This is a genomic window from Mesorhizobium sp. M1322 (genome assembly GCF_040318085.1).
Classification (GTDB): Bacteria; Pseudomonadota; Alphaproteobacteria; order Rhizobiales; family Rhizobiaceae; genus Mesorhizobium.
Map to the genome: position 1 here is coordinate 63971 of NZ_JAMYLP010000019.1, position 20513 is coordinate 84483.

General features: G+C 63.5%; 20 protein-coding genes and 1 pseudogene. 12 read left to right on the forward strand and 9 right to left on the reverse strand.

All coding sequences use genetic code 11. The features are described from left to right. The first annotated feature begins 150 nt into the window (after positions 1–150). The 4 genes from NKH12_RS10190 (at position 151) to NKH12_RS10205 (ending at position 4030) form a co-directional block, all read left to right on the forward strand. Positions 151–657, forward strand: a complete 507-nt coding sequence (locus NKH12_RS10190; protein WP_352953008.1) for a glycosyltransferase — start codon at positions 151–153, stop codon at positions 655–657. A 238-nt stretch (positions 658–895) separates the two neighbouring features. Further along, positions 896–1780, forward strand: coding sequence for a cyclase family protein (locus tag NKH12_RS10195; protein ID WP_352952988.1), 885 nt, complete (start codon positions 896–898; stop codon positions 1778–1780). A 196-nt stretch (positions 1781–1976) separates the two neighbouring features. Next, on the forward strand, positions 1977–2795 hold the full coding sequence (locus NKH12_RS10200; RefSeq protein ID WP_352952989.1) for an MBL fold metallo-hydrolase: 819 nt from the start codon (positions 1977–1979) through the stop codon (positions 2793–2795). Between the two features lie 260 nt (positions 2796–3055). Continuing rightward, positions 3056–4030: a phytanoyl-CoA dioxygenase family protein gene (locus NKH12_RS10205; protein WP_352952990.1), complete on the forward strand. Its 975-nt coding sequence runs from the start codon at positions 3056–3058 to the stop codon at positions 4028–4030. 34 nt (positions 4031–4064) lie between these two features. Here NKH12_RS10205 and moaB read toward each other — a convergent pair whose 3' ends face one another. The 6 genes from moaB to NKH12_RS10235 form a co-directional block, all read right to left on the reverse strand. Then, on the reverse strand, positions 4065–4622 hold the full coding sequence (gene moaB / locus NKH12_RS10210; protein WP_352952991.1) for a molybdenum cofactor biosynthesis protein B: 558 nt from the start codon (positions 4620–4622) through the stop codon (positions 4065–4067). Then, positions 4609–5499: a 4-(cytidine 5'-diphospho)-2-C-methyl-D-erythritol kinase gene (locus tag NKH12_RS10215; protein WP_502910773.1), complete on the reverse strand. Its 891-nt coding sequence runs from the start codon at positions 5497–5499 to the stop codon at positions 4609–4611. Before NKH12_RS10215 ends, moaB begins: the two co-directional genes overlap by 14 nt. A gap of 37 nt (positions 5500–5536) precedes the next feature. Continuing rightward, on the reverse strand, positions 5537–5722 hold the full coding sequence (locus tag NKH12_RS10220; RefSeq protein WP_352952993.1) for a hypothetical protein: 186 nt from the start codon (positions 5720–5722) through the stop codon (positions 5537–5539). A gap of 82 nt (positions 5723–5804) precedes the next feature. Then, on the reverse strand, positions 5805–6671 hold the full coding sequence (locus tag NKH12_RS10225; protein WP_352952994.1) for a S49 family peptidase: 867 nt from the start codon (positions 6669–6671) through the stop codon (positions 5805–5807). Positions 6672–6756: 85 nt separating this feature from the next. After that, positions 6757–7557, reverse strand: a complete 801-nt coding sequence (locus tag NKH12_RS10230) for a tRNA1(Val) (adenine(37)-N6)-methyltransferase (protein ID WP_352952995.1) — start codon at positions 7555–7557, stop codon at positions 6757–6759. Then, complete coding sequence (locus NKH12_RS10235) at positions 7557–7781, reverse strand: putative signal transducing protein (protein ID WP_027152315.1); 225 nt, start codon at positions 7779–7781, stop codon at positions 7557–7559. Before NKH12_RS10235 ends, NKH12_RS10230 begins: the two co-directional genes overlap by 1 nt. 162 nt (positions 7782–7943) lie before the next feature. Here NKH12_RS10235 and NKH12_RS10240 point away from each other — a divergent pair, with 162 nt between their 5' ends. The 3 genes from NKH12_RS10240 (at position 7944) to NKH12_RS10250 (ending at position 12430) form a co-directional block, all read left to right on the forward strand. Beyond that, the gene (locus NKH12_RS10240; protein WP_352952996.1) at positions 7944–8960 is read left to right on the forward strand and encodes a polyprenyl synthetase family protein; all 1017 of its coding nucleotides are present in this window, start codon (positions 7944–7946) and stop codon (positions 8958–8960) included. A gap of 477 nt (positions 8961–9437) precedes the next feature. Further along, positions 9438–11213 carry a tetratricopeptide repeat protein gene (locus NKH12_RS10245; RefSeq protein ID WP_352953009.1) on the forward strand — a complete coding sequence of 592 codons (1776 nt, stop codon included), beginning with the start codon at positions 9438–9440 and terminating at the stop codon, positions 11211–11213. 149 nt (positions 11214–11362) lie between these two features. After that, positions 11363–12430, forward strand: coding sequence for a glycine--tRNA ligase subunit alpha (locus NKH12_RS10250; protein ID WP_352952997.1), 1068 nt, complete (start codon positions 11363–11365; stop codon positions 12428–12430). On the opposite strand, the gene NKH12_RS10255 is transcribed toward NKH12_RS10250, so the two are convergent. Then, on the reverse strand, positions 12427–12603 hold the full coding sequence (locus tag NKH12_RS10255) for a hypothetical protein (protein WP_352952998.1): 177 nt from the start codon (positions 12601–12603) through the stop codon (positions 12427–12429). The two genes, NKH12_RS10250 and NKH12_RS10255, sit on opposite strands and share 4 nt — an antisense overlap. Positions 12604–12827: 224 nt before the next feature. Here NKH12_RS10255 and glyS point away from each other — a divergent pair, with 224 nt between their 5' ends. Beyond that, positions 12828–15308: a glycine--tRNA ligase subunit beta gene (gene glyS, locus NKH12_RS10260; protein WP_352952999.1), complete on the forward strand. Its 2481-nt coding sequence runs from the start codon at positions 12828–12830 to the stop codon at positions 15306–15308. Between the two features lie 41 nt (positions 15309–15349). Here the strand turns inward: glyS and NKH12_RS10265 are convergent, their stop codons facing one another. Beyond that, complete coding sequence (locus NKH12_RS10265; RefSeq protein WP_352953000.1) at positions 15350–15808, reverse strand: hypothetical protein; 459 nt, start codon at positions 15806–15808, stop codon at positions 15350–15352. A gap of 175 nt (positions 15809–15983) precedes the next feature. Between NKH12_RS10265 and NKH12_RS10270 the strand changes: the two genes are divergently transcribed. From NKH12_RS10270 to NKH12_RS10280, 3 genes are all read left to right on the forward strand, one after another. Further along, positions 15984–16946, forward strand: coding sequence for an L-threonylcarbamoyladenylate synthase (locus tag NKH12_RS10270; protein ID WP_352953001.1), 963 nt, complete (start codon positions 15984–15986; stop codon positions 16944–16946). 18 nt (positions 16947–16964) lie between these two features. Further along, on the forward strand, positions 16965–18545 hold the full coding sequence (locus tag NKH12_RS10275; protein WP_352953002.1) for an FAD-binding oxidoreductase: 1581 nt from the start codon (positions 16965–16967) through the stop codon (positions 18543–18545). 184 nt (positions 18546–18729) lie between these two features. Then, positions 18730–19296 carry a DUF6101 family protein gene (locus tag NKH12_RS10280; protein WP_352953003.1) on the forward strand — a complete coding sequence of 189 codons (567 nt, stop codon included), beginning with the start codon at positions 18730–18732 and terminating at the stop codon, positions 19294–19296. Here the strand turns inward: NKH12_RS10280 and ubiA are convergent, their stop codons facing one another. Continuing rightward, positions 19297–20280, reverse strand: a complete 984-nt coding sequence (gene ubiA / locus NKH12_RS10285; RefSeq protein ID WP_352953004.1) for a 4-hydroxybenzoate octaprenyltransferase — start codon at positions 20278–20280, stop codon at positions 19297–19299. Between the two features lie 138 nt (positions 20281–20418). Between ubiA and NKH12_RS10290 the strand changes: the two are divergent. Beyond that, positions 20419–20513: pseudogene (locus NKH12_RS10290) on the forward strand (IS630 family transposase); the annotation flags it as partial.

Consider the following 20513-nt stretch of genomic DNA (forward strand, 5'->3'; position numbering starts at 1 on the left):
TTCGCCCTCTCCCAAGGACTGTCGGCTGGCTGTCGAATCGCGCTGTTCATGAAAATAATCCTATTTTACTGACTGGAACAAATCAAGAACATTTTTATGATGCGTCGCAAAAACTGGCGCTGCGCCCGGCTTTCAGCTATTCGGCTAACGATGCTCAGCGTTCTCATCCAGACCCTGAACGACGAAGAGAGACTTGCCCGCACGCTCGCCTCGCTGATCGGCGGCGCGGTCGAGGGCGTGGTGCGCGATGTCATCGTCTGCGACACCGGCTCGACGGACCAGACGCACCGCGTTGCCGAACATGCCGGCTGCCTTTATGTGGCGAGCGGCGGCATTGCTGCCGGCATCAAGCAGGCCAAGGGCGACTGGCTGCTGCTGCTGGAGCCGGGCGCGCGATTGGCGGAGGGCTGGATCGACGAGGTCGTCGCCCACACGGCTCGGCAAACCATGCCGGCGCGGTTCTCGCGGGCGCGCGGCAATCGCGTGCCGTTCCTGTCGCGGGTGTTTTCGGGAAACCGGGCACTGGCCGAAGGGCTGGTGATCAGCAAGCGTCAGGCCGCGGCCTTGGCGAAAAACGCCCGCAGCGCCGAGGCCATCGCCCGCGGCCTCGCGACCAAGAGGCTCGACGCCGAGATTTGGGTGGCGCCTGTGAAGTGAGGGGCTTCCCTCTACGGTAAGCGGGCGAGGGAAGAGCGCGTCCTCCGCTGGGATGAGGCGGCGCGCAAGCCGTGGGCGGAAAGCGGCAGGATGGAAGCCGTATTGGCCCGACACTCCTGGGAGAATGCAATGCTTGTCGTCCTGCGGGAAACTCGCGATACTCGGCGACATTTCGGGGAGATTGCAGATGAATGTATCTCAATTCGTTCGTATCGCCTTGCTAGGAGCTGCTTGGTCAGTGCCGACGATCGCGGTGGCGCAGGAATCGTCCCTTTGGTCGGTTTATGAGAACACGCTCAAATCGGCCAAGTATATCGATCTGACCCATGCCTTCGAGCCGGTGCAGCCTGTATGGCCGGGCTTCGCCAATGCCAAGTTCAAACCGACGGTCGCCGGGAAGGACATTGAGGGCTACGTCAAGGCCGGCGAAGAGTTCACCTACGACAAGCATGGCTTCGTTGCGAGCGCCTATGAGTTGTCGACGGACCAATATGGCACGCAGCTCGATCCACCCTCCCATTGGAACCCACTCGGTGCAACGATCAGCGACCTGCCGGCCACTTATGCCGTGCGGCCGCTCGTCGTGATTGACGTCAGCGGCAAGGTGCAGACTGACGAAGGCTATCACCTCCAGGTCGCCGACATCGAAGAATGGGAAAAGGAGCACGGCCGCATACCGGAGGGTTCGGTCGTCTTCGTGCGTTCGGATTGGTACAAGAAATGGTCCGATGCCGCCCGCTTCAACCAGAAGCCGTTTCCAGGCGTCAGTTTGGACGCGCTGAAGTTTTTGCATCTGGAGCGGAAGATTCTGTTTCATGGTCATGAGCCGCTCGACACCGACACCACGCCCAATCTCGAAGGCGAACATTGGCTGCTTCACAACGATTTCACGCAAGCAGAAGGCGTTGCAAACCTCGACAAGGTGCCAGAGGCCGGTGCGTTGGTCACAATCGGCTTTGCCAAGCCGCTTGGCGGGTCAGGCGGATATGCGCGTTACATCGCTATTGCACCCGCCGATTGGACGGAGGGCGTTTCGGTCACCGAGGCGCCTGGTGTGCCGCTTTCCCGGCAGAAGGCGCCGCTCAAGCGCGACGAGAACGGCGTCTTCCGTCCGACGCCCTGATCGCTGACGATATCATCGGGGGCGGCAGGGCCGTGGCGCGTCCCATTCCACGCGATTTGTCGCGCAAGTCGGGACAAAAGGTCCAGACGACCAGCCCCTCCGGCGCTCGCGAAAACGTGACTGTCCCGACGATAGCCATCACAATTGCTAGCGCTATCGTGGCATGAGCGCGCCGATCCTGCCGCGGGAGGCAGTCATGCTCCGCCTATCTGTCGCCGTTCTGCTGACTCTGGCTTTGTGGCCATTCGCCGCATCGGCCCAGGAAGAGCCGCCGCCATCGAGATGCGTTGCGATCGCCCAAGCGCTGCCGTCGGCCACCTATGCCAGCTTCACAGCGCCAAAGGCGCAGACGCCTCTGCTGGCCCAGGCTTTCGTCGACGGCGACGTTACGATCACCTATGCCGGCCATTCGACCTACATCATCGAGACGCCCGCCGGCGTCAGGATCGCCACCGACTTTTCCGGCGTCTACGGCGCTGACCCGCTGCCGCGCGTGGTGACCATGAACAAGGCCCACCGCACTCATTATTCGGACCATCCGGATCCCGGCATCGAATATGTGCTGCGCGGTTGGAATCCCGACGGCGGTCCGGCGCGCCACGCGCTTGTCGTCGACGATGTCTACATCCGCAACGTGCCCACGGACATCCGCAATGGCGGCGATCTCGGCAAGGACGGCAATTCCATCTTCATCTTCGAAGTGGCGGGGCTCTGCATCGGCCATCTGCACCACCGGCTGGAGGACGCGCATTACGGCGCCATCGGCAGGCTCGACATCCTTATGGTGCCTATCGACGGCGGCATGACGCTGTCGCTCGACCGGATGACCGAAATCACCGCGCGGCTCTATTCCTCGATGATCCTGCCGATGCATCGCCATGCCACCCCGATCAGCGAATTCACAGGCAGGATGGGTGAAGATTTCGCGGTGGAATTCCTCTCCGGCCGGTCGCTGACGGTTTCGCTGAAGACCTTGCCCGACCGGCCGACGATCATCATTCTCGACGGGGTTTGATCGCCTCGTCGCGAGTCTTCTCCACGGTGCGCAACCTCTTCGTTCCACCTCGCTCAAAACACGCGTTGTCGCGAAATCAAAGAGCCTTAATGCTCCGTCAAGCTTGCCGGAAAGTTTGCGACAGCTCCTTTCATTGTGCATTGCACAAAATCTAGCCGGGGGTTACCATTCCTTCGATGCGGGCGGATCGGTTATGGGTAACGCCTGAGCGGTGAGCGGCCGACGCTTCGTCGACGCTGCCCTCATAGCTGAGGATCGTGATGGCCCTTTCAAGCCCTGACAAATCCGGTGCTGCAAGCCTCGAGTCGATCGCTCGAAACGGCAGCCTGCTGCGCCGCATTGCCGTGCGGATTCCAACCTATCTGTCGGATCTTCGCGAGAATCCGGCATGGCTGCCGATGTTCATGCTGGCGCGCACCATGCCGGGGCGGCGGTTGCATTGGCGTGGCGCAAAACCGGTTCGACCGGCACAAAAAGCTGAGGAGACGATGTTCACCGGCGTCGATCGTGATGCCGTGGTCGGCGCGCTCCGCTCGGACGGTCTCTTTTCCGGGCTTGCCCTGCCGTCGTCCGTCCACGAGGAGATCGCCAGCTTTGCGCAGCGCACGCCTTGCTTCGGCAATTTCGACCGACGGCTGGAGTTCCTGCCGGCCGAGCACGCCGACGCCGAGAAGCACTTCGGTCGTCCCTTGCTCAGCGGCCACTTTTTCGAGCGGGTTCTCGGCTGCAATGCTGCGCTTACCGTGCAGCGCGATCCGCTGCTTCTCGACATCGCCGCCCATTACCTCGGCAGCCAGGCGAAGCTGATCACCACGCGCGTCTGGTGGAGCTTTCCGACGAGCTCCGTCTCCGACGCCGAGAAGGACCTGGCGTCGCTTGGCAAATACCACTTCGATCTCGACGATTGGCGGATGCTGAAATTCTTCTTCTATCTCAATCCGGTCGATGCCGAGACTGGTCCGCATGTCTATGTCCGCGGCAGCCACAACCGCCGCGCCCTCAAGCACCAGTTGACACTCCTCGTCGGCCATCCCGCGGAAGAGGTTCTGAACGTCTACGGCGCGCAGAGCCCGATTACGCTGACCGGCGAGGCAGGTTTGGGCTTTGTCGAGGATCCCTTCGGCTTCCACATGGGCACCGTGCCGACGCGCAAACCGCGGCTGATGATGGAAGTCGGCTTCGGCGTCTCGCTGCCCTCGCGCCGGCGCTTCCACGGCGAGCCGGTTATTCGCTGATTTTTTGGCCCCGAAACAGCCTTGGGAGCTTGGCCTAACTTGTCTTGGCGCCGCCGCGTCGCAGATGCTCGTCCAGGCGCGGCATGATCTCGACGAAGTTGCAGGGCATGTGCCGGTAGTCGAGCTGCGGCTTCAAAATGCCGTCCCAGGCGTCCTTGCAGGCGCCGGGCGAACCCGGCAGCACGAAAACGAAAGTCGCGTTGACGATGCCGCCGGTCGCCCGGCTCTGGATCGTCGAAGTGCCGATCTTGTCGTAGGAAATGCGGTGGAACACTTCGGAAAAGCCATCCATGCGCTTTTCGAAGATCGGCTCCAGCGCCTCCGGCGTCACATCGCGACCGGTAAAGCCGGTGCCGCCGGTGGTGATGACGACATCGATCGCTTCGTCCCTCGACCAGCCCAGAACCTTGTCTCGAATTTTCTCGCGGTCGTCGGTGACGATGTCGCGGGCGGCCAGGATATGGCCGGCCTCCACGATGCGGTTGGCCAGCGTCTCGCCGGATTTGTCGTCGGCGAGGCTGCGCGTATCGGAAACGGTCAGCACCGCGATGCGCACGGGAATGAAGGAGCGGCTCTCGTCAATCCTGGCCATGCGTATCAGGCTCCGATGTCATGCTTCGCGTCGCGGCGACGAACCAGTCGGGATGGCGGCTGCGGATATCGACGGCCGCGCGCTTGGCGACATTGCCTGTCTCGAACAGCCCGAAGCAGGTTGCGCCGGAACCGGACATTCGGGCGAACCCGGCTCCGGCCTTGTTGAGCACCGACAGCGCCTTGCCGACGGCGGGTTGGATCGCCCGCGCCGCGGGCTCGAGATCGTTGCGGGTGATCTCCAGCCAGTTGCGGATACTGTGGAAGTCGAGGCTGCGCGGCAGCGGCGGCAGTCCCTCATTGTTGCGATCGGAAAGTGCATTGAACACGTCGGCCGTGGAGATGGCAGTGCCGGGATTGACGAGAACCAGCCCGAGTGCGGGAAAGCCCGGCACGGCCGACAGTTCGTCGCCAACGCCGCGCGCGATCAATGGCTTTGCCGCGAGGCACATGGGAACGTCGGCGCCCAGCGAGAGGCCGATCCGCGCCAGGTCGGCGTCGTCGAGGTCCAGTCTCCATGTCTCCGCCAGCCCGCGCAGCACCGTTGCGGCGTCGCTCGACCCGCCGCCGACGCCCGACGCGACCGGCAGGTTCTTTTCGAGCCTGATGGCGACCGGCGGCATATGCCGCTGACCGGCCTGCTCTCGCAACGCGTCGCGCGCTTTCACGACCAGATTGCTGTCGTCGAACGGGACCGCGGAGGCGTATCGGCCCGACACGGAAAACCCGTCGCTGTCGGCAATCTCGATCTCGACCCTGTCGCCGAAGCGCGTGAACACCGCCAGGCTCTCGATCAGGTGATAGCCATCGGCGCGCCTGCCGGTGACGTGAAGCGCGAGATTTATCTTGGCATATGCATGCAATGCCCGGACGGTGATGCCGGAATCCGCTGTGTCAGTCGCGAGCGGAATGATGTCAGTCCTTGGCCAGACGGTATTCGCCGGTCTTCGGGTCCTTGACCAGCGTGCCCATTGTGCCGCTGGTCGCCTGCTTTTCGGTGCGCCGTATCTTGGCCGTCACGCGCTCGGCTTCCCTGATGAAGGAGCGATAGCCGAAATAGGCGAGAACGCCGACTGCGATGAAGAAAATGATCTGTGGCATGTCAAACTCCTCCCTCACAAAGTCGGCTACGGCGGCCGGTCGGGTCGGTCAAGCTTTTAAATTAAACGCTTTTACCGGTTTTTCAAAGTCCGAAGCGCGCCCATAGCGCGCGCTCTTCCGCCGCATCGATCACGCCGCTTGCGGCAGCCGCGGCGATCTCGGGCGCCGAAAAACCCCCGCTGCTCGAGCCGAACCAGCCGAACCGGCCGAACAGGCCGCGCGGCGCCGTGATCAGCTTGAGCTGGGTTTTTGGCCCGAAACGGGTCTTCAGCACGCTGCGCATGTCGCCGAGCGCATCGACAAGGCCGAGCTCCAGCCCCTTCTTACCGGTCCAGAACAGGCCGGTGAACAGGTCCGGGTCGTCCTTGAGCTTGGGGCCGCGCCGGTCCTTGACGAGATCGATGAAGGTCTCGTGGACATCGAGCTGCAGCGCCTTCAGCCGCTCGATATCTTCCTTCTTCTCGGGCTTGAACGGATCGAGCACCGCCTTGTTCTGGCCGGCAGTATGGACGCGGCGCTCGACGCCGATCTTCTTCAACAGCTCGGGAAAGCCGAACGAGGCCGACACCACGCCGATCGAACCGACGATGGAGGACGGATCGGCAAAGATCTCGTCGCCGGCGATCGCGATCATGTAGCCGCCCGAAGCCGCCACGTCCTCGACGAAGACCAGAACCTTTTTGTTCTTCTCGGTCGCCAGGTCGCGGATGCGTCTGAAGATCAGCCGCGACTGCACTGGCGAGCCGCCTGGCGAATTGATCGAAATGGCGACCACGGGCGCATCGAAGGAAAACGCCTTCTCGATAGGGCCGGCAGTGGACGCGAGCGACAGGCTCGGCCGGAACTGGCCGCCGCCGGGCATGATCGTGCCGTGCAGCCGGATGACGGGAATGACGACGATGTCGGAGCGCCAGGATTTCGGCAGCAGGCGGTTGAGGAAGCGTTTCACGGGGTCTCCGGTCAAATTGGCTTGAAGGCATGTAGGGATTCGCCGGCCAACGGCAATGCCGCGCCGCCGGCCGGTAGAAAAACGCTCAGTCGCCGAACAGCGAAGCCAGCCCGTTGTTGATCATCTCGGTCCGCTCGGTCGGGCCGTCGCCCGATTGTGCATGCAGCATCAGCGGCGGGCGAATCGACAGCTTTCCGCGTGCGCCGAGTATTGCCCTGACGACAATGCGGATCGCCGCTGCCTCAGGGCGAGGATGGACCGCCAGCATCTCGGCGTCGCCGAAGCGGCCCGATATCGCATCGAGGATGGCGCCGAGTTGATCGGGCCTGGCAATGACGGCAAGACCGCCGCGCGGCCTGACCACGGCAGCCGCACTTCGGATCCAGCTGTCGAACAGCCCATCTTCCATAACATGCGCCGCCTTCCTGAGCGGGTCGGGCGTGGCGCGATCCTCGGCGGCGTTGAAGGGCGGGTTCATGATCACGAAATCGAAGGAGTTGTCGGCAAGCCCAGTGGCTGTTCGCGCCTGGCCCGACAGCGCGACGTCGGCGGCGATCACCGAAGCGCGGTCGTTGAGATGCGCATTGCCGGGATGGGCAAGCGTCGTCGCGGCGAAGGCAGCCATCTCCGGAGACCGTTCGATGAGCACGGCCTCGGCATCAGGACAGCGCGACAGCACGGCCAGGCCTGCGGCGCCAGCACCCGCGCCGAAATCGGCAAGGCGCCCGGTGAAGGAGGACGGCACGGAAGCGGCCAGCATCATGGCGTCCATGCCGGCGCGATGGCCGGCCTGTTTCGGCTGCACCAGCCAAAACCGCCCGCGATGAAAGGCATCGACCGTATGGGCCGGCGTGTCCTGGACAAGGGTGGCGCGCGCCGCGGCCATTATTTCTGGCGCATCTCGTTGGCGATGCCGGCATCGGTCAGGATGCGTCGCGCCGCATCGGCTTGGTCGGCGTCGACCATGATGCGCCTGGGCAGGATGCCGATCGAACCGTCGAGCACGCTCATGTTCTGGTCGGCGACGAAACAGCCGATACCGGCATCGCGCATCAGCGATTCGACAAAGGAGATGATCACGGCATCGTTGGTGCGGATAAGCTCTATCATCGGACGAAACTCGCAGGTTGCAGCGTCTATGTAAACGTGGGTGGCTCCCATCGCCACCTCGACCGCGCCAAATCGCCTCTTGCCGTGCCTGTGGGTACCGCCCTAGAGTCTGCAGCGGTATCGGGGTGCCGTCGTGCGCGTGACTTAAGACGGGAGTTTGTCATGGGTGTCGTTCTCAACATCGAAAACGGGAAGCGGGAAGCCGCATCCATCAAGGATCTCATCGATCTGACGGCGACCGATATGGGGCGCGTCAACAAATTGATCCTGTCGAAGGCCGGTTCCGACGTCGAGATGATCCCGGAGATTGCCAACCACCTGATCTCTTCGGGTGGCAAGCGGCTGAGGCCGATGCTGACGCTCGCCTCAGCCCAGATGTTCGGCTATTCCGGCGAGGGCCATGTCAAGCTCGCCACATCAGTCGAGTTCATGCACACGGCCACGCTGCTCCACGACGATGTCGTCGACGAGAGCGGCATGCGGCGCGGCAAGAAGACCGCCCGCATGATCTGGGGCAACCAGGCGAGCGTGCTGGTCGGCGATTTCCTGCTTGGCCAGGCTTTCCGCATGATGGTCGATGTCGGTTCGCTGGAAGCGCTCGACATCCTGTCCAGCGCCGCCTCTATCATTGCCGAGGGCGAGGTGATGCAGCTCGCCGCCGCCAAAAACCTCGAAACCACCGAGGATGAGCATTTCGCGGTGATCAAGGCCAAGACCGCGGCCCTGTTCTCGGCCGCCGCCGAGGTCGGTCCGGTCATCGCCCAGGCGACGCGAAATGATCGCGCGGCGCTGCGCTCCTATGGCATGAATCTCGGGCTTGCCTTCCAGCTGATCGACGATGCGCTGGATTATGGCGGCACCAGCAAGGATCTGGGCAAGAATGTCGGCGACGACTTCCGCGAAGGCAAGGTGACGCTGCCGGTGATCCTCGCCTACCGGCGCGGCACCAAGGCCGAGCGCACCTTCTGGAAGCGCGCCATCGAGGACAATGTCACCGACGACGCCGGGCTGGAAAAGGCGATCGGATTGATGACCCGCCACGGCGCGATCGCTGACACTATCGGGCGCGCCGGCCATTTCGGCGAGATCGCCCGCGACGCGCTGGCGCCGCTCGAAGCGACGCCGCAGAAGTCGGCGCTGATCGACGTCATCGATTTCTGCATCAGCCGGGTGAACTGAACGGCATCGCCGGCATTTGGCCGGCACGGCGCTCCGATTGGAGTTCCAACTCGTGATTTAAAGCTACCTTAAACGACCTCAAACACCGAACTTCTTAGTTTTGGCAGCGTTATGGATGATGCCAAGACGAACCACGGTACTCGGTCTTCAAGCGCAAGAGTGCTCCAAAGCGTGGCCAGGAAGCTCTTTCGAGGGTGCCAAAAATCTGTCTGCTAGCCCACCGCGCCACTCTCGGCGAAAATCTGCGCGGCATCGGGGTGCCGGTTCTGCAGCAGGACAACGGCAGCATGCCAGGCCGGCAAAGCGCGGTCGACGGTCGCAGTTGGGCGCTCCTAGCGTGGTTTTTAATCGCGTGACCCGATTGTGAATTCGGACCGGGTTGAAGCATGACCCCAAAAAGGCCATGCTTTGCCTGGAAAAGATCGAGTCTACGGCGATCCCCCTGAGGCGGGCATGGCTTTGACTGAAAGGGATACGATGCGGCAAGGATGTGCGCGCTGGCTGACAGGGCTGGCAATTGTGACAGGTATGGCGATCTCCGGTCTGCCTGCCTATGCCAAAGAGACCACCGAGCCAGTCAATATCACATCGTTCTCGGGGGCCTATCTTGCCGCGCGGGTCGCCGAAGGCGACAATGATCTCGACAGCGCCATCGCCTACTACAAGCAGGCGCTCGCCTTCGCTCCCGAGGATACCTCGTTGCAGCAAAGCCTGATGCTGTCGCTGATCGCGCAAGGGCGCTTCGAAGAATCCCTGGTCTATGCCGACAAGCTCAAGACGGTTCCCGACGTCGAGCGGTTCTCGCGCCTGGCGCTGGCCGTCGGGTCCTTTCACAAGAAGGACTTTTCCAAGGCCGAGTACTGGCTCAAGCTTTCGCTCGAATCCGACCTCGACCGGCTGATCTCCGGCGTTATGACCGGCTGGGCCAAGCAGGGCGCCGGCGACGCCAGCGAGGCCATGGCCTCCATCGACAGGCTGCAGGGCCCGGACTGGTTCGGCCTCTTCAAATCCTTCCATCGCGCGCTGATCGCCGATGCGTCGGGCCTGCCCGAAAAGGCGGATGCGATCTACGCCGCCACCTTGCAGGACACCGCAACCGGTAGCGCCGCGCCCGAAACCTGGATGCGCAACGCCCAGGCCTATGCCTCCTTTCTTGCCCGCAAGGGCGACAAGGACAAGGCGCTGTCCGTGCTCGATCAGGCCGAGGCATTTGCACCCGGCAAGGTTGAGATATCAGCGCTTCGCGACGGGATCACCAAGGGCGATAAGGTCGAACCCTTCGTTGCCGGCCCGTCCGACGGCGCCTCGGAAATTCTGCTCGATCTCGCCACCGCGCTCAATCGCGGTGGCGGCGAGCCGTTCGTCCGCCTCTATCTGCAATATGCCCTGGCACTGCGGCCCGACAGCGACGCGGCCCTTGTCCAGCTCGCCGCCGTTTCCGAGCAGTTGAAGGACGGCGAGGGCGCCATCGCCTTCTACCGCCGCATCCCGGCCAGTTCGCCGCTGAAGCCGCTTTCGGAACTGCAGCTCGGCCTCAACCTTGCAGATCTCGACCGCTATGACGAGGCCATCGCCCATCTGAAGGCCCTCGTCGAAGCGCATCCCGACGATATGCGCGCCTATCAGGCGCTCGGTGGCGTCTATGCCTCGAAGGAGGATTTCCGCTCCGCGGCCGGTCTCTATGACAAGGCGGTGGCCGTGCTGAAGGCCCCGACCCGCGCCGACTGGAATATTTTCTACCAGCGCGGCATCGCCTATGAGCGGCTGAAGGAGTGGCCCAAGGCCGAGCCGAATTTCCGCAAGGCGCTGGAATTGTTCCCCGACCAGCCGCAGGTTCTGAACTATCTCGGCTATTCCTGGGTGGACATGAACATCAACCTCGAGGAAGGCCTTCAGATGATCCAGAAGGCCGTCGACCTCAGGCCGAGCGACGGCTACATCGTCGATTCGCTGGGCTGGGCCTATTTCCGCCTGGGCAGGTTTGAAGACGCTGTGCGCGAAATGGAGCGTGCCGTGTCGCTGAAGCCGGAAGATCCGGTGCTGAACGATCACCTCGGCGATGCCTATTGGCGCGTCGGCCGCAGGCTGGAAGCGACCTTCCAGTGGAACCAGGCCCGCGACCTGAAGCCGGACCCCGACGTGCTCGCCGCCTTGCAGCAGAAACTGCTGAAGGGTCTGCCGCCAATCGAATCCAACACGGCGCAGGAAACCCCGAAGGTCAAGCCCGAAGCGGCGCCCGCGCCAAAGGGCTGACCCTTCGCCTTGACGCTTGACGGGCGGCGCTCTAGAGCCTGATCCCGAACCGAAGGTCAGCGCAGCAAAAAGTTGCAGACTTTTCGGGACAAGACCATGCGGCCTGATCCAACAGGTGCCGCATTCCCGCCTTTCCCGTCGAGGCCGCCGTGACTGTTGATATCCCAGCCCATATGCATCCCAGCCGCTCGTTCCAGGGGCTGATCCTGACCTTGCATAACTACTGGGCTGACTATGGCTGCATCGTTCTCCAGCCCTACGACATGGAAGTTGGCGCCGGCACGTTCCATCCGGCGACGACGCTGCGCGCGCTCGGGCCAAAGCGCTGGAACGCGGCCTATGTGCAGCCTTCGCGCCGGCCCAAGGACGGGCGCTACGGCGAGAACCCGAACCGGCTTCAGCACTATTACCAGTACCAAGTGATCCTGAAGCCGAACCCGGCTAATCTGCAGGAGCTTTATCTCGGCTCGCTGTCGGCCATTGGCGTCGATCCACTTCTGCATGACATCCGCTTCGTCGAGGACGACTGGGAAAGCCCGACGCTCGGCGCCTGGGGGCTGGGCTGGGAGTGCTGGTGCGACGGCATGGAAGTGTCGCAGTTCACTTATTTCCAGCAGGTCTGCGGCATCGAATGCGCGCCGGTGGCGGGCGAGCTCACCTACGGGCTGGAGCGGCTGGCCATGTATGTGCAGGGCGTCGACAATGTCTACGACCTCAACTTCAACGGCCGCGAGGGCGCCGACAAGGTGAACTATGGCGACGTCTTCCTGCAGGCCGAGCAGGAATATTCGCGCCACAATTTCGAATTCGCCAACACCGCGATGCTGCTTCGGCATTTCGAGGACGCCGAAGCCGAGTGCAAGGCGCTGCTCAACGCCGGCGCGCCCTTCTCCGCCCTCGAGGGGGAGATGCCCGCGAAGCGGGCAGAGGGGGTTGCCTCAGAAGGCACCGCAAGTAGGACGTCGAGCACTGTCCGAGCGACCCCTCCCGGCCAGACTTTGTCTGGCCACCCTCCCCTCAAGGGGGAGGGATACCACCGGATGGTATTCCCGGCCTACGACCAGTGCATCAAGGCTAGCCACGTCTTCAACCTGCTCGATGCGCGTGGCGTAATTTCCGTCACCGAGCGGCAGAGCTACATCTTGCGGGTACGCAATCTGGCCAAAGCCTGCGGCGAGGCGTTTTTGCTGACGCAGGCTGGCGGGCTGGCGGCTTAGAGGCTATTTGCGATTTCGACCGAAGCGCTGATTGGCAATACGCCTTGGCCGCTGGAGCCAGCCATTGTCCGCAGCGCTTGTCTAACGCCAGGCATCGTGAACGTGCCATGAGCCTGCGCCGCGAAACAGGCGCTGAGCGCGAGGATCTGCAGGAATGTCGATGCCTTCTTCATGGTCGTTCAGCCAATAGTTCTCTGCCTGAGCGTCGGTCGCTTCAGCGCTGCGTTCGGTTCATGGAAATCTTTGACCCAAGGACGGATGACGCCGCTTCGACCCGACAGGCAGCGGAATGTTTTTGGAAATCGTCGGTAGATGCGCCGATTGCATGGGGAAGGGTGACAGCGGCCAGCCGAGTTGCTATGCCCCGCCGGACCATTTTGCCGCGTGAGCACAATCAATGCCCGACCTGCTTTTAGAACTCCGTTCGGAAGAGATTCCCGCGCGTATGCAGCGCAAGGCGGCGGGCGACCTGAAGAAGATGATGACCGACGGTCTGGTCGACGCCGGGCTGACGTATGAGGCGGCGCGCGAATATTGGACGCCGCGCCGGTTGGCGCTCGACATTCGCGGCGTGACCGCGCGCTCGAAGGACATCAGCGAGGAGATCAAGGGACCCTCGACCAAGGCGCCCGAACAGGCGGTCCAGGGTTTTCTGCGCAAGGCCGGTCTCTCCTCGATCGCCGAGGCGCATGTCCATGCCGATCCGAAGAAGGGCGATTTCTATGTCGCCCACATCGCGAAGCCGGGCAGGGCGGCTGAAGAAATCATCGCCGAGCTGGTGCCGGGCATCATCCGCGGCTTTCCATGGCCGAAATCGATGCGCTGGGGGCCGGCCTCGGCGAAACCCGGATCGTTGCGCTGGGTGCGGCCGCTGCAATCCATCCTCTGTACCTTCGGCCCGGAGACCGAGGAGCCGGTGGTCGTCGATTTCGAGATCGACGGCATCCGCTCGGGCAACGTCACCTACGGACACCGTTTTCATGCGCCGGGCGCGATCACCGTGCGCCGCTTCGACGACTATGCCGCCAAGCTGGAGGCGGCGAAGGTCGTGCTCGACGCCGATCGGCGCAAGGAGATCATCCTTTCCGACGCAAGGAATCTCGCTTTCGCCAACGGGCTCGATCTGGTCGAGGACGAGGGCCTGCTCGAGGAAGTGTCTGGCCTTGTCGAATGGCCTGTCGTGCTGATGGGCGAATTCGAGCAGGACTTTCTCGCCATTCCGGCCGAGGTGATCCGGCTGACCATCCGCGCCAACCAGAAGTGCTTTGTGACGCGGCCGCAGGACGTCGGTGAAGCGCTTTCCAACCGCTTCATCCTGACCGCCAACATCGAGGCCAGGGATGGCGGCAAGGAGATCGCCCACGGCAACGGCAAGGTGGTGCGCGCCCGCCTCTCCGACGCGCTCTATTTCTGGAAGACCGACCAGGGCGACCTCCCTGATCTCGACCAGTTGCAGGCATCGGCCGAAAAGTTCGGGCTCGATCTCAAAAAGCCGCTCGACCAGCGCATGGCCCGCCTCGACCATCTCGGCGTCACCTTCCACGCCAAGCTTGGCACGCAGGGTGAGCGGGTGGAGCGGATCAGGAGGCTTGCCGAGGAGTTGGCGCCGATCGTGGCGAGCGCAATCTCCCCCCTTGAGGGGGAGATGGCCGGTAGGCCAGAGGGGGTCGCTGCGCGTGATGCGCCGGCATCCTTTGTCCATAATAGGGCGTCGCGTCAGGACGTGCCGACCCCCTCTTTGGCCGTCGGCGACGTCTCCCCCTCAAGGGGGGAGATTAGCGCACTCGCACGTCGCGCTGCCGTTCTGGCCAAGGCCGATCTTACCACCGAGGTGGTCGGCGAGTTCCCGGAACTGCAGGGCGCCATGGGCCGCAAATATGCGTTGCTGCAAGGCGAGCATCCTTCCGTCGCCGCCGCCATCGAGGAACACTACAAGCCGCAAGGCCCGTCAGACCGCGTGCCGACCGATCCGGTTTCGATTGCCGTCGCGCTCGCCGACAAGCTGGATACGCTGGTCGGGTTCTGGGCGATCGACGAAAAGCCGACTGGGTCAAAGGACCCCTATGCACTGCGCCGGGCAGCGCTGGGAGTGATTAGGATTTTGGTTGAGAATCGTGTCCGGCTTGCGCTGACATCTCTCTTCGACCGCGCTTACCAGATGGCGAATTATCTCGCGTCCGGACGGCCCTTTAGCGTCGATCTCCTCGTCTTCTTCCACGACCGCCTGAAGGTCTATCTCCGCGACCAAGGCGCGCGGCATGATTTGATAGATGCGGTGTTGTCGGCGGGCTCGCGCCCAATCTCCCCCCTAGAGGGGGAGATGTCGGCGAAGCCGACAGAGGGGGGCGCTGTCCCGCCGGTGTCTCAAAATTCTGTCGGGGAAGGGCGCTCTACGATGCCCCCCTCTGCCCTGCCGGGCATCTCCCCCTCAAGGGGGGAGATTGGCCAATCGCCGAACGACGATCTCCTGCAAATCGTCCGCCGTGTCGGAGCACTCGGCTCCTTCCTCGACACCGAGGATGGTAAAAACCTGCTGGCCGGCACCAAGCGTGCGGCCAACATCCTGGCCGCCGAAGAGAAGAAGAAAACGACGATCGCCGAACGTGTTGAGCCGGCTCTATTCCGGGAAGAGGCCGAGAAATCACTGTTTGCCGCGGTGAATCAGTCCGAGAAGGAAGCCAGCCAAGCGATTCACAACGAAGACTTTTCCGCCGCCATGCTGGCGCTTAGCGCGTTGCGTGAACCGGTTGATTCATTCTTTGAACGCGTTCTCGTGAATGATGAGGACCAGGCCGTGCGTGCTAACCGCCTCGCACTGTTGGCACGCATCCGGGCAGCGACCGACCAGGTTGCGGATTTCTCGAAAATCGCCGGCTGAGGCTTGGCAAATTAGGCGAGCGCCGTCCTGACCTTGAACGGCTATCTGGCCTGTTCGATCTCGGGAATGGGCGTTGGCTGTGGCGTTGCGGGCTCAGGCGGGCTGCTCGTTGCCGTTATCTTTTTGTCGGATCTAGTGGCCGCCCCAGGTGCTGCGGCAGCGGTTGTCGCGGCAGGTGCGGCGCTGGGAGCCGGCTTTGCGAAGGCGTCGCCGACGATGCCGCCGCGAATGATCATCGGGCTTTGCATGAAATCATGCTTGGGCTTGGGCTGGCTCGGGATCGCAGAAACTTTTTCATAGGTAACATCAGGCACTGGTTCGCCGAGCGCCACGATCGATGGCGTCGAGGAGTTCCCAGCCTCCTTCACCGGTTCAGGCGCTCTGAGCCTGACGATGGACGGCGTCGAGGATGGTGCACCGAGCACAGCGAAGGACGAAGCCTGTGCTGTGCCCGTCGCCAGAGTGAGACCAAGCGCTCCCAGGATACGCACCCAGACCATGATAGTTCCCCTTGCCCAACAAGCCGGCACCATATCATGCGGGAATTGATGCGGGCTTGCGAGGAAAGCTGGCATTTTAGCGATTTGGTAATTCGCCAGCGCCCGGACTTGCCCCGTGAACGTCACCGTACTACGCACCACATCTGTGAGGTCCCGCATCTGTCAGGTGATGAGAGTGGCTGAGATAGTTGCCGCCGGCGAGGCGATGGAGCGGGCGCTGACGCTACTCGAAGGCGGCGATGTCGTCGCCATTCCGACGGAAACCGTCTACGGGCTGGCCGCCGACGCCACCAATGACGCTGGCGTGGCGCGCATCTTCGAGGTCAAGGGCCGGCCGCGCTTCAACCCGCTGATCGCCCATGTCGCCGATCTGGCGATGGCCGAGCGCCTCGCGCTGTTCGATCCGCTGTCGAAAAGACTGGCGCAGACATTCTGGCCGGGACCGCTGACGCTGGTGCTGCCGCAGCGGCCTGGCAACGGCATTCATCCGCTGGTCACCGCCGGGCTCGATACGATCGCGCTGCGCATGCCGAAAGGCTTTGGCGGCGAACTGATCGCCAGGCTCGGCCGCCCGCTTGCAGCCCCCAGCGCCAATTCCTCAGGCAGGATCAGTGCAACGACGGCCGAGGCCGTGGCGGCGGATCTCGGTGCAAAAATCAAGCTGGTGGTCGATGGCGGCGCGACGTCGGTCGGGCTCGAATCGACGATCGTCAAGATCGAGGGCGGAAAGCTGCGGCTGCTGCGACCGGGAGGCATTGCCGCCGAGGAGATCGAAGCGGCCGCCGGCACGACGCTGCTGCGTGGTACGGGGGGCATCGAGGCGCCGGGCATGCTCGCCTCGCACTACGCGCCGGGTGCCGCGGTGCGGGTCAACGCCGCAAAAGTCGCAAAGGGCGAAGCCTTGCTGGCGTTCGGCCCCCGCCGCGCCGAAGGCTGGCAAGGCGCTGCCGCCTTGCGCAACCTGTCCGAGACCGGCGACCTGCGCGAGGCCGCGGCCAACCTCTTTGCCCACATGCAGGATCTCGATCGCAGCGGCGCCAAGACAATCGCGGTCGAGCCGATCCCTTTCGACGGGCTGGGCGAGGCGATCAACGACCGACTTTCGCGCGCCGCCGCCCCGCGTGACAAGATTGATTGAGCACCATAGTTTCAATCCATGAACGACATATCCCGGGATATCGACCCTGCCCTCATCGACCGCTTTGCGGCCATTGTCGGCGACAAATATGCGCTTCGCGACCAGCAGGACATCGCGCCTTATCTTACCGAAAGACGCGGCCTTTGGCATGGCCGAACGGCGCTGGTGCTGAGGCCGGGCAGCGTTGACGAGGTCAGCCGCATCATGCGGCTGGCGACCGAGACGGGAACCCCGGTCGTGGGGGCGCGCCGGCCCCCCCCCCGGGGGGGGGGGCCGCGGGCCGGGGGTGGGGGGCCCGGGGGCGGGGGGGGGGGGGGGGGGCGGGGGCCCCGCTTTCCCCGGGCCCCCCCCACCCGGGGGGGGGCGACCGAGACGGGAACCCCGGTCGTGCCGCAAAGCGGCAACACCGGGCTGGTCGGCGCGCAGGTGCCGGATATGTCCGGCCGCGAGATCGTGCTGTCGCTGTCGCGGCTGAACCGCATCCGCGAGATCGATGTCCTGTCCAACACGGTCACCGTCGAGGCCGGCGTCATCCTGCAGACGCTGCAGGAAGCGGCCGACGCCGCCGACCGGCTGTTTCCGCTGTCGCTTGCCGCGCAAGGCTCCTGCCAGATCGGCGGCAATCTCTCTTCCAATGCCGGCGGCACCGGCGTGCTTGCCTATGGCAATGCGCGCGAGCTCTGTCTCGGCGTCGAAGTGGTGCTGCCGACCGGCGAGGTGTTCGACGATCTGCGCAAGTTGAAAAAGGACAACACCGGCTACGATCTGAAGAACCTGTTTGTCGGCGCTGAAGGCACGCTCGGCGTCATCACCGCCGCCGTGCTCAAGCTTTTCCCCAAACCCAAAGGGCGCGAAGTGGCCTTTGCCGGCCTGTCGTCACCTGAGGCGGCACTGTCCCTGTTCAGCCTGGCGATGGATCGCGCCGGTGCCGCGCTCACTGCGTTCGAACTGATCGGCCAGAGGCCCTACGACTTTACGCTTCTGCACACGCCAGGCGTCGTGCGGCCGCTGTCCGGCGATTGGCCGTGGTATGTGCTGATGCAAATCTCTTCGGCCCGCTCGGCGGAGGATGCGAGGGCCCTGATCGAAGAGGTGCTCTCAGCCGGCCTCGAGCAGGAGATCGTCGGCGATGCGGTGATTGCGGCGACCATCGCGCAGGGCGATGCCTTCTGGAATTTCCGCGAGGTGCTGCCCGAGGCGCAGAAGCCCGAAGGCGCCTCGATCAAGCACGACATCTCGGTGCCGATGGCGGCCATCCCGCAATTCATCGAAAAGGCAGCCGGCGCCGTGCAATCGGTCAGCCCCGGTGCGCGCGAGGTCTGTTTCGGCCACATGGGCGACGGCAATCTCCACTACAATATCTCCCGGCCGGTCGATGGCGATGATGAAGCGTTTCTCGGGCTCTATCACGCCATGAACAAGGCCGTGCACGATGTCGTGCGCAGCTTCCACGGCTCGATTTCGGCCGAGCACGGCATTGGCCAGCTGAAGCGCGATGAATTGATCGCGACGGCGCCGCCGATGGCGATCGAATTGATGCGCAGGGTGAAGACGGCCTTCGACCCGGCCGGCATCATGAATCCCGGTAAGGTTATCTGATCCTTTCGATGACTTGTGAATGGTCGCATTCCGATAACCATCCCCTTGAGATCAGCAAAATTTAACCGACTTTCTTAAGCGCTGCGATAAGAAGCCCGCGCTAACGTTTCCCCACAACGAGGCTGGAAAAACCGGCCCGGAGAACCGGAAGACCGGCTCTCAGGAGAGACAGGAAAGGCACAATATGAACACTGGACTGAAGCCAGTCTGGGCCGGGCGCAACATGCGCCTCGACCCATTCCGCCTGCCGCAGGTGGTGAGCTACGCCACGCGCGACGATTATGGCGACGTTACCTTCACCATCGACCACCGTGGCGCCGTCATTCGCCGCATGCTGGAGATGAGCGGCGTGCCGGCATTCATCGCTCTGCCCGCCAACGCGTTTCGTGGCGTGGCCGCCCGCGCGATGGAGGATCCGGATGGCAATGTCACGGTGACGCTGGAGCTTCTGCACAATGATCCGATGCTGTCGGTGCCGCTGCTGGTGGCCGACGATCTCGAGGATGTCGCCGCCGACTGGCGCGCCTGGGCCGATGCCTACCGTCTGCCGATGCTTCTGATCGAATCGGACGGCGTCGCCCGCACGCTGGAGGAATCGCTTGGCGCTGCCATCAAGACATTGCCGGCGCAGAACCGCCGCAAGGGTAGGGTTTCGACGACGCGCCGCCCGCGCTTCCTCGCCCGTCGCAGGGCCGGCGATCTCGGCCTCAGGCTGGTGATTGGCGGCCAGGAGATCATTTCGCGCGAATAGCTACACCAGCGGCTTCAACGCCACCCACAGCGCACCGCCGATCAGGCCAAGGAAGATCAGCCAGCCGACCTGGTTGTTCGACCTGAACAAAAGCATGCACTGGTCGGGATCGTCGATGTCCAGCACTGCGATTTGCCGCGCCATATGGGCGCCGGCCGCGATCAGTCCGGCCAGCGCCGGCACGGGCGCCTGCGCCGACGCGAAGGCGATGGCGAAGCAAACCAGCGCCCCGCCATAAAGCCCGACGAGCCAGGTCTTGGTGTTGTCGCCGAACAGGCGTGCGGTCGAGCGCACGCCGACGATGGCGTCGTCCTCCTTGTCCTGATGCGCATAAATCGTATCATAGCCGATCACCCACAGGATCGAGCCGATATAGAGCATGACGGGCGGGCCATCGAGATCGCCGAATTCGACCGCCCATCCCATCAACGCACCCCAGGAAAACGCAAGGCCGAGAACCAGTTGCGGCCAGTTGGTGTACCGCTTCATGAATGGGTAGATGGCGACGACAGCGAGCGAGCAGATGCCGAGCAGGATGGCAAAGCTGTTGAACTGCAGAAGCACAGCGAGTCCAATCAATGCCTGGATAACGAGAAACGCCCAGGCCTGAAGGCGCGTGACCTTTCCCGCCGGCAGCGGCCGCGAGCGCGTACGTTCCACCTGGTTGTCGATGTCCTGGTCGACCAGATCGTTATAGGTGCAGCCGGCGCCGCGCATGGCGATTGCGCCGATCAGGAACAGCAGCAGGTACAAAGGCGTCGGCAGCAGCGTGAGCAGTGGATCAGTCGGGCGCGGATAGGCGCTTGCGGCAAGGGCTGCCGACCACCAGCACGGCCACAACAGCAACTGCCAGCCGATCGGCCGGTCCCACCGGGCAAGCTGCGCATAGGGCCACAGCCAGCGCGGCAGAATGCGGTAGACCCAGTGGCCGCTCGGCGCATCGGCGACGCGGCCCTGGGCAGCTTTCGATTGGATGGGTTCCATCGTGCTGAAATGGCAGCAGAGGCGCAAAGCGTCAAGCCTCGTCCGCGACCTAGAGCAAGTCCTGTGATCGATGAATCGATTGTGATGTGACAGCTGCGTCTTGTGCTGATTCAACATCCACCTCGATGGAGGTGGACGATGGGAAGAGCATTGAGCGGGGATCTTCGATCGCGGGTTTTGAAGGCTTCGGACGAGGGGATGTCGGCGCGGCAAGCGGCGGCGCGGTTCGGCGT

What these genes read in the sequence shown, in the direction of transcription:
- glyS (WP_352952999.1), top strand. Translation starts at nt 12,828, where the DNA reads ATGCCCGACCTGCTTTTAGAACTCCGTTCGGAAGAGATTCCCGCGCGT.
- NKH12_RS10240 (WP_352952996.1), top strand. Translation starts at nt 7,944, where the DNA reads ATGGGTGTCGTTCTCAACATCGAAAACGGGAAGCGGGAAGCCGCATCC.
- NKH12_RS10200 (WP_352952989.1), top strand. Translation starts at nt 1,977, where the DNA reads ATGCTCCGCCTATCTGTCGCCGTTCTGCTGACTCTGGCTTTGTGGCCA.
- NKH12_RS10265 (WP_352953000.1), bottom strand. Translation starts at nt 15,808, where the DNA reads ATGGTCTGGGTGCGTATCCTGGGAGCGCTTGGTCTCACTCTGGCGACG.
- ubiA (WP_352953004.1), bottom strand. Translation starts at nt 20,280, where the DNA reads ATGGAACCCATCCAATCGAAAGCTGCCCAGGGCCGCGTCGCCGATGCG.
- NKH12_RS10220 (WP_352952993.1), bottom strand. Translation starts at nt 5,722, where the DNA reads ATGCCACAGATCATTTTCTTCATCGCAGTCGGCGTTCTCGCCTATTTC.
- NKH12_RS10205 (WP_352952990.1), top strand. Translation starts at nt 3,056, where the DNA reads ATGGCCCTTTCAAGCCCTGACAAATCCGGTGCTGCAAGCCTCGAGTCG.
- NKH12_RS10230 (WP_352952995.1), bottom strand. Translation starts at nt 7,557, where the DNA reads ATGGCCGCGGCGCGCGCCACCCTTGTCCAGGACACGCCGGCCCATACG.
- NKH12_RS10245 (WP_352953009.1), top strand. Translation starts at nt 9,438, where the DNA reads ATGCGGCAAGGATGTGCGCGCTGGCTGACAGGGCTGGCAATTGTGACA.
- NKH12_RS10190 (WP_352953008.1), top strand. Translation starts at nt 151, where the DNA reads ATGCTCAGCGTTCTCATCCAGACCCTGAACGACGAAGAGAGACTTGCC.
- NKH12_RS10235 (WP_027152315.1), bottom strand. Translation starts at nt 7,781, where the DNA reads ATGATAGAGCTTATCCGCACCAACGATGCCGTGATCATCTCCTTTGTC.
- moaB (WP_352952991.1), bottom strand. Translation starts at nt 4,622, where the DNA reads ATGGCCAGGATTGACGAGAGCCGCTCCTTCATTCCCGTGCGCATCGCG.
- NKH12_RS10280 (WP_352953003.1), top strand. Translation starts at nt 18,730, where the DNA reads ATGAACACTGGACTGAAGCCAGTCTGGGCCGGGCGCAACATGCGCCTC.
- NKH12_RS10275 (WP_352953002.1), top strand. Translation starts at nt 16,965, where the DNA reads ATGAACGACATATCCCGGGATATCGACCCTGCCCTCATCGACCGCTTT.
- NKH12_RS10255 (WP_352952998.1), bottom strand. Translation starts at nt 12,603, where the DNA reads ATGAAGAAGGCATCGACATTCCTGCAGATCCTCGCGCTCAGCGCCTGT.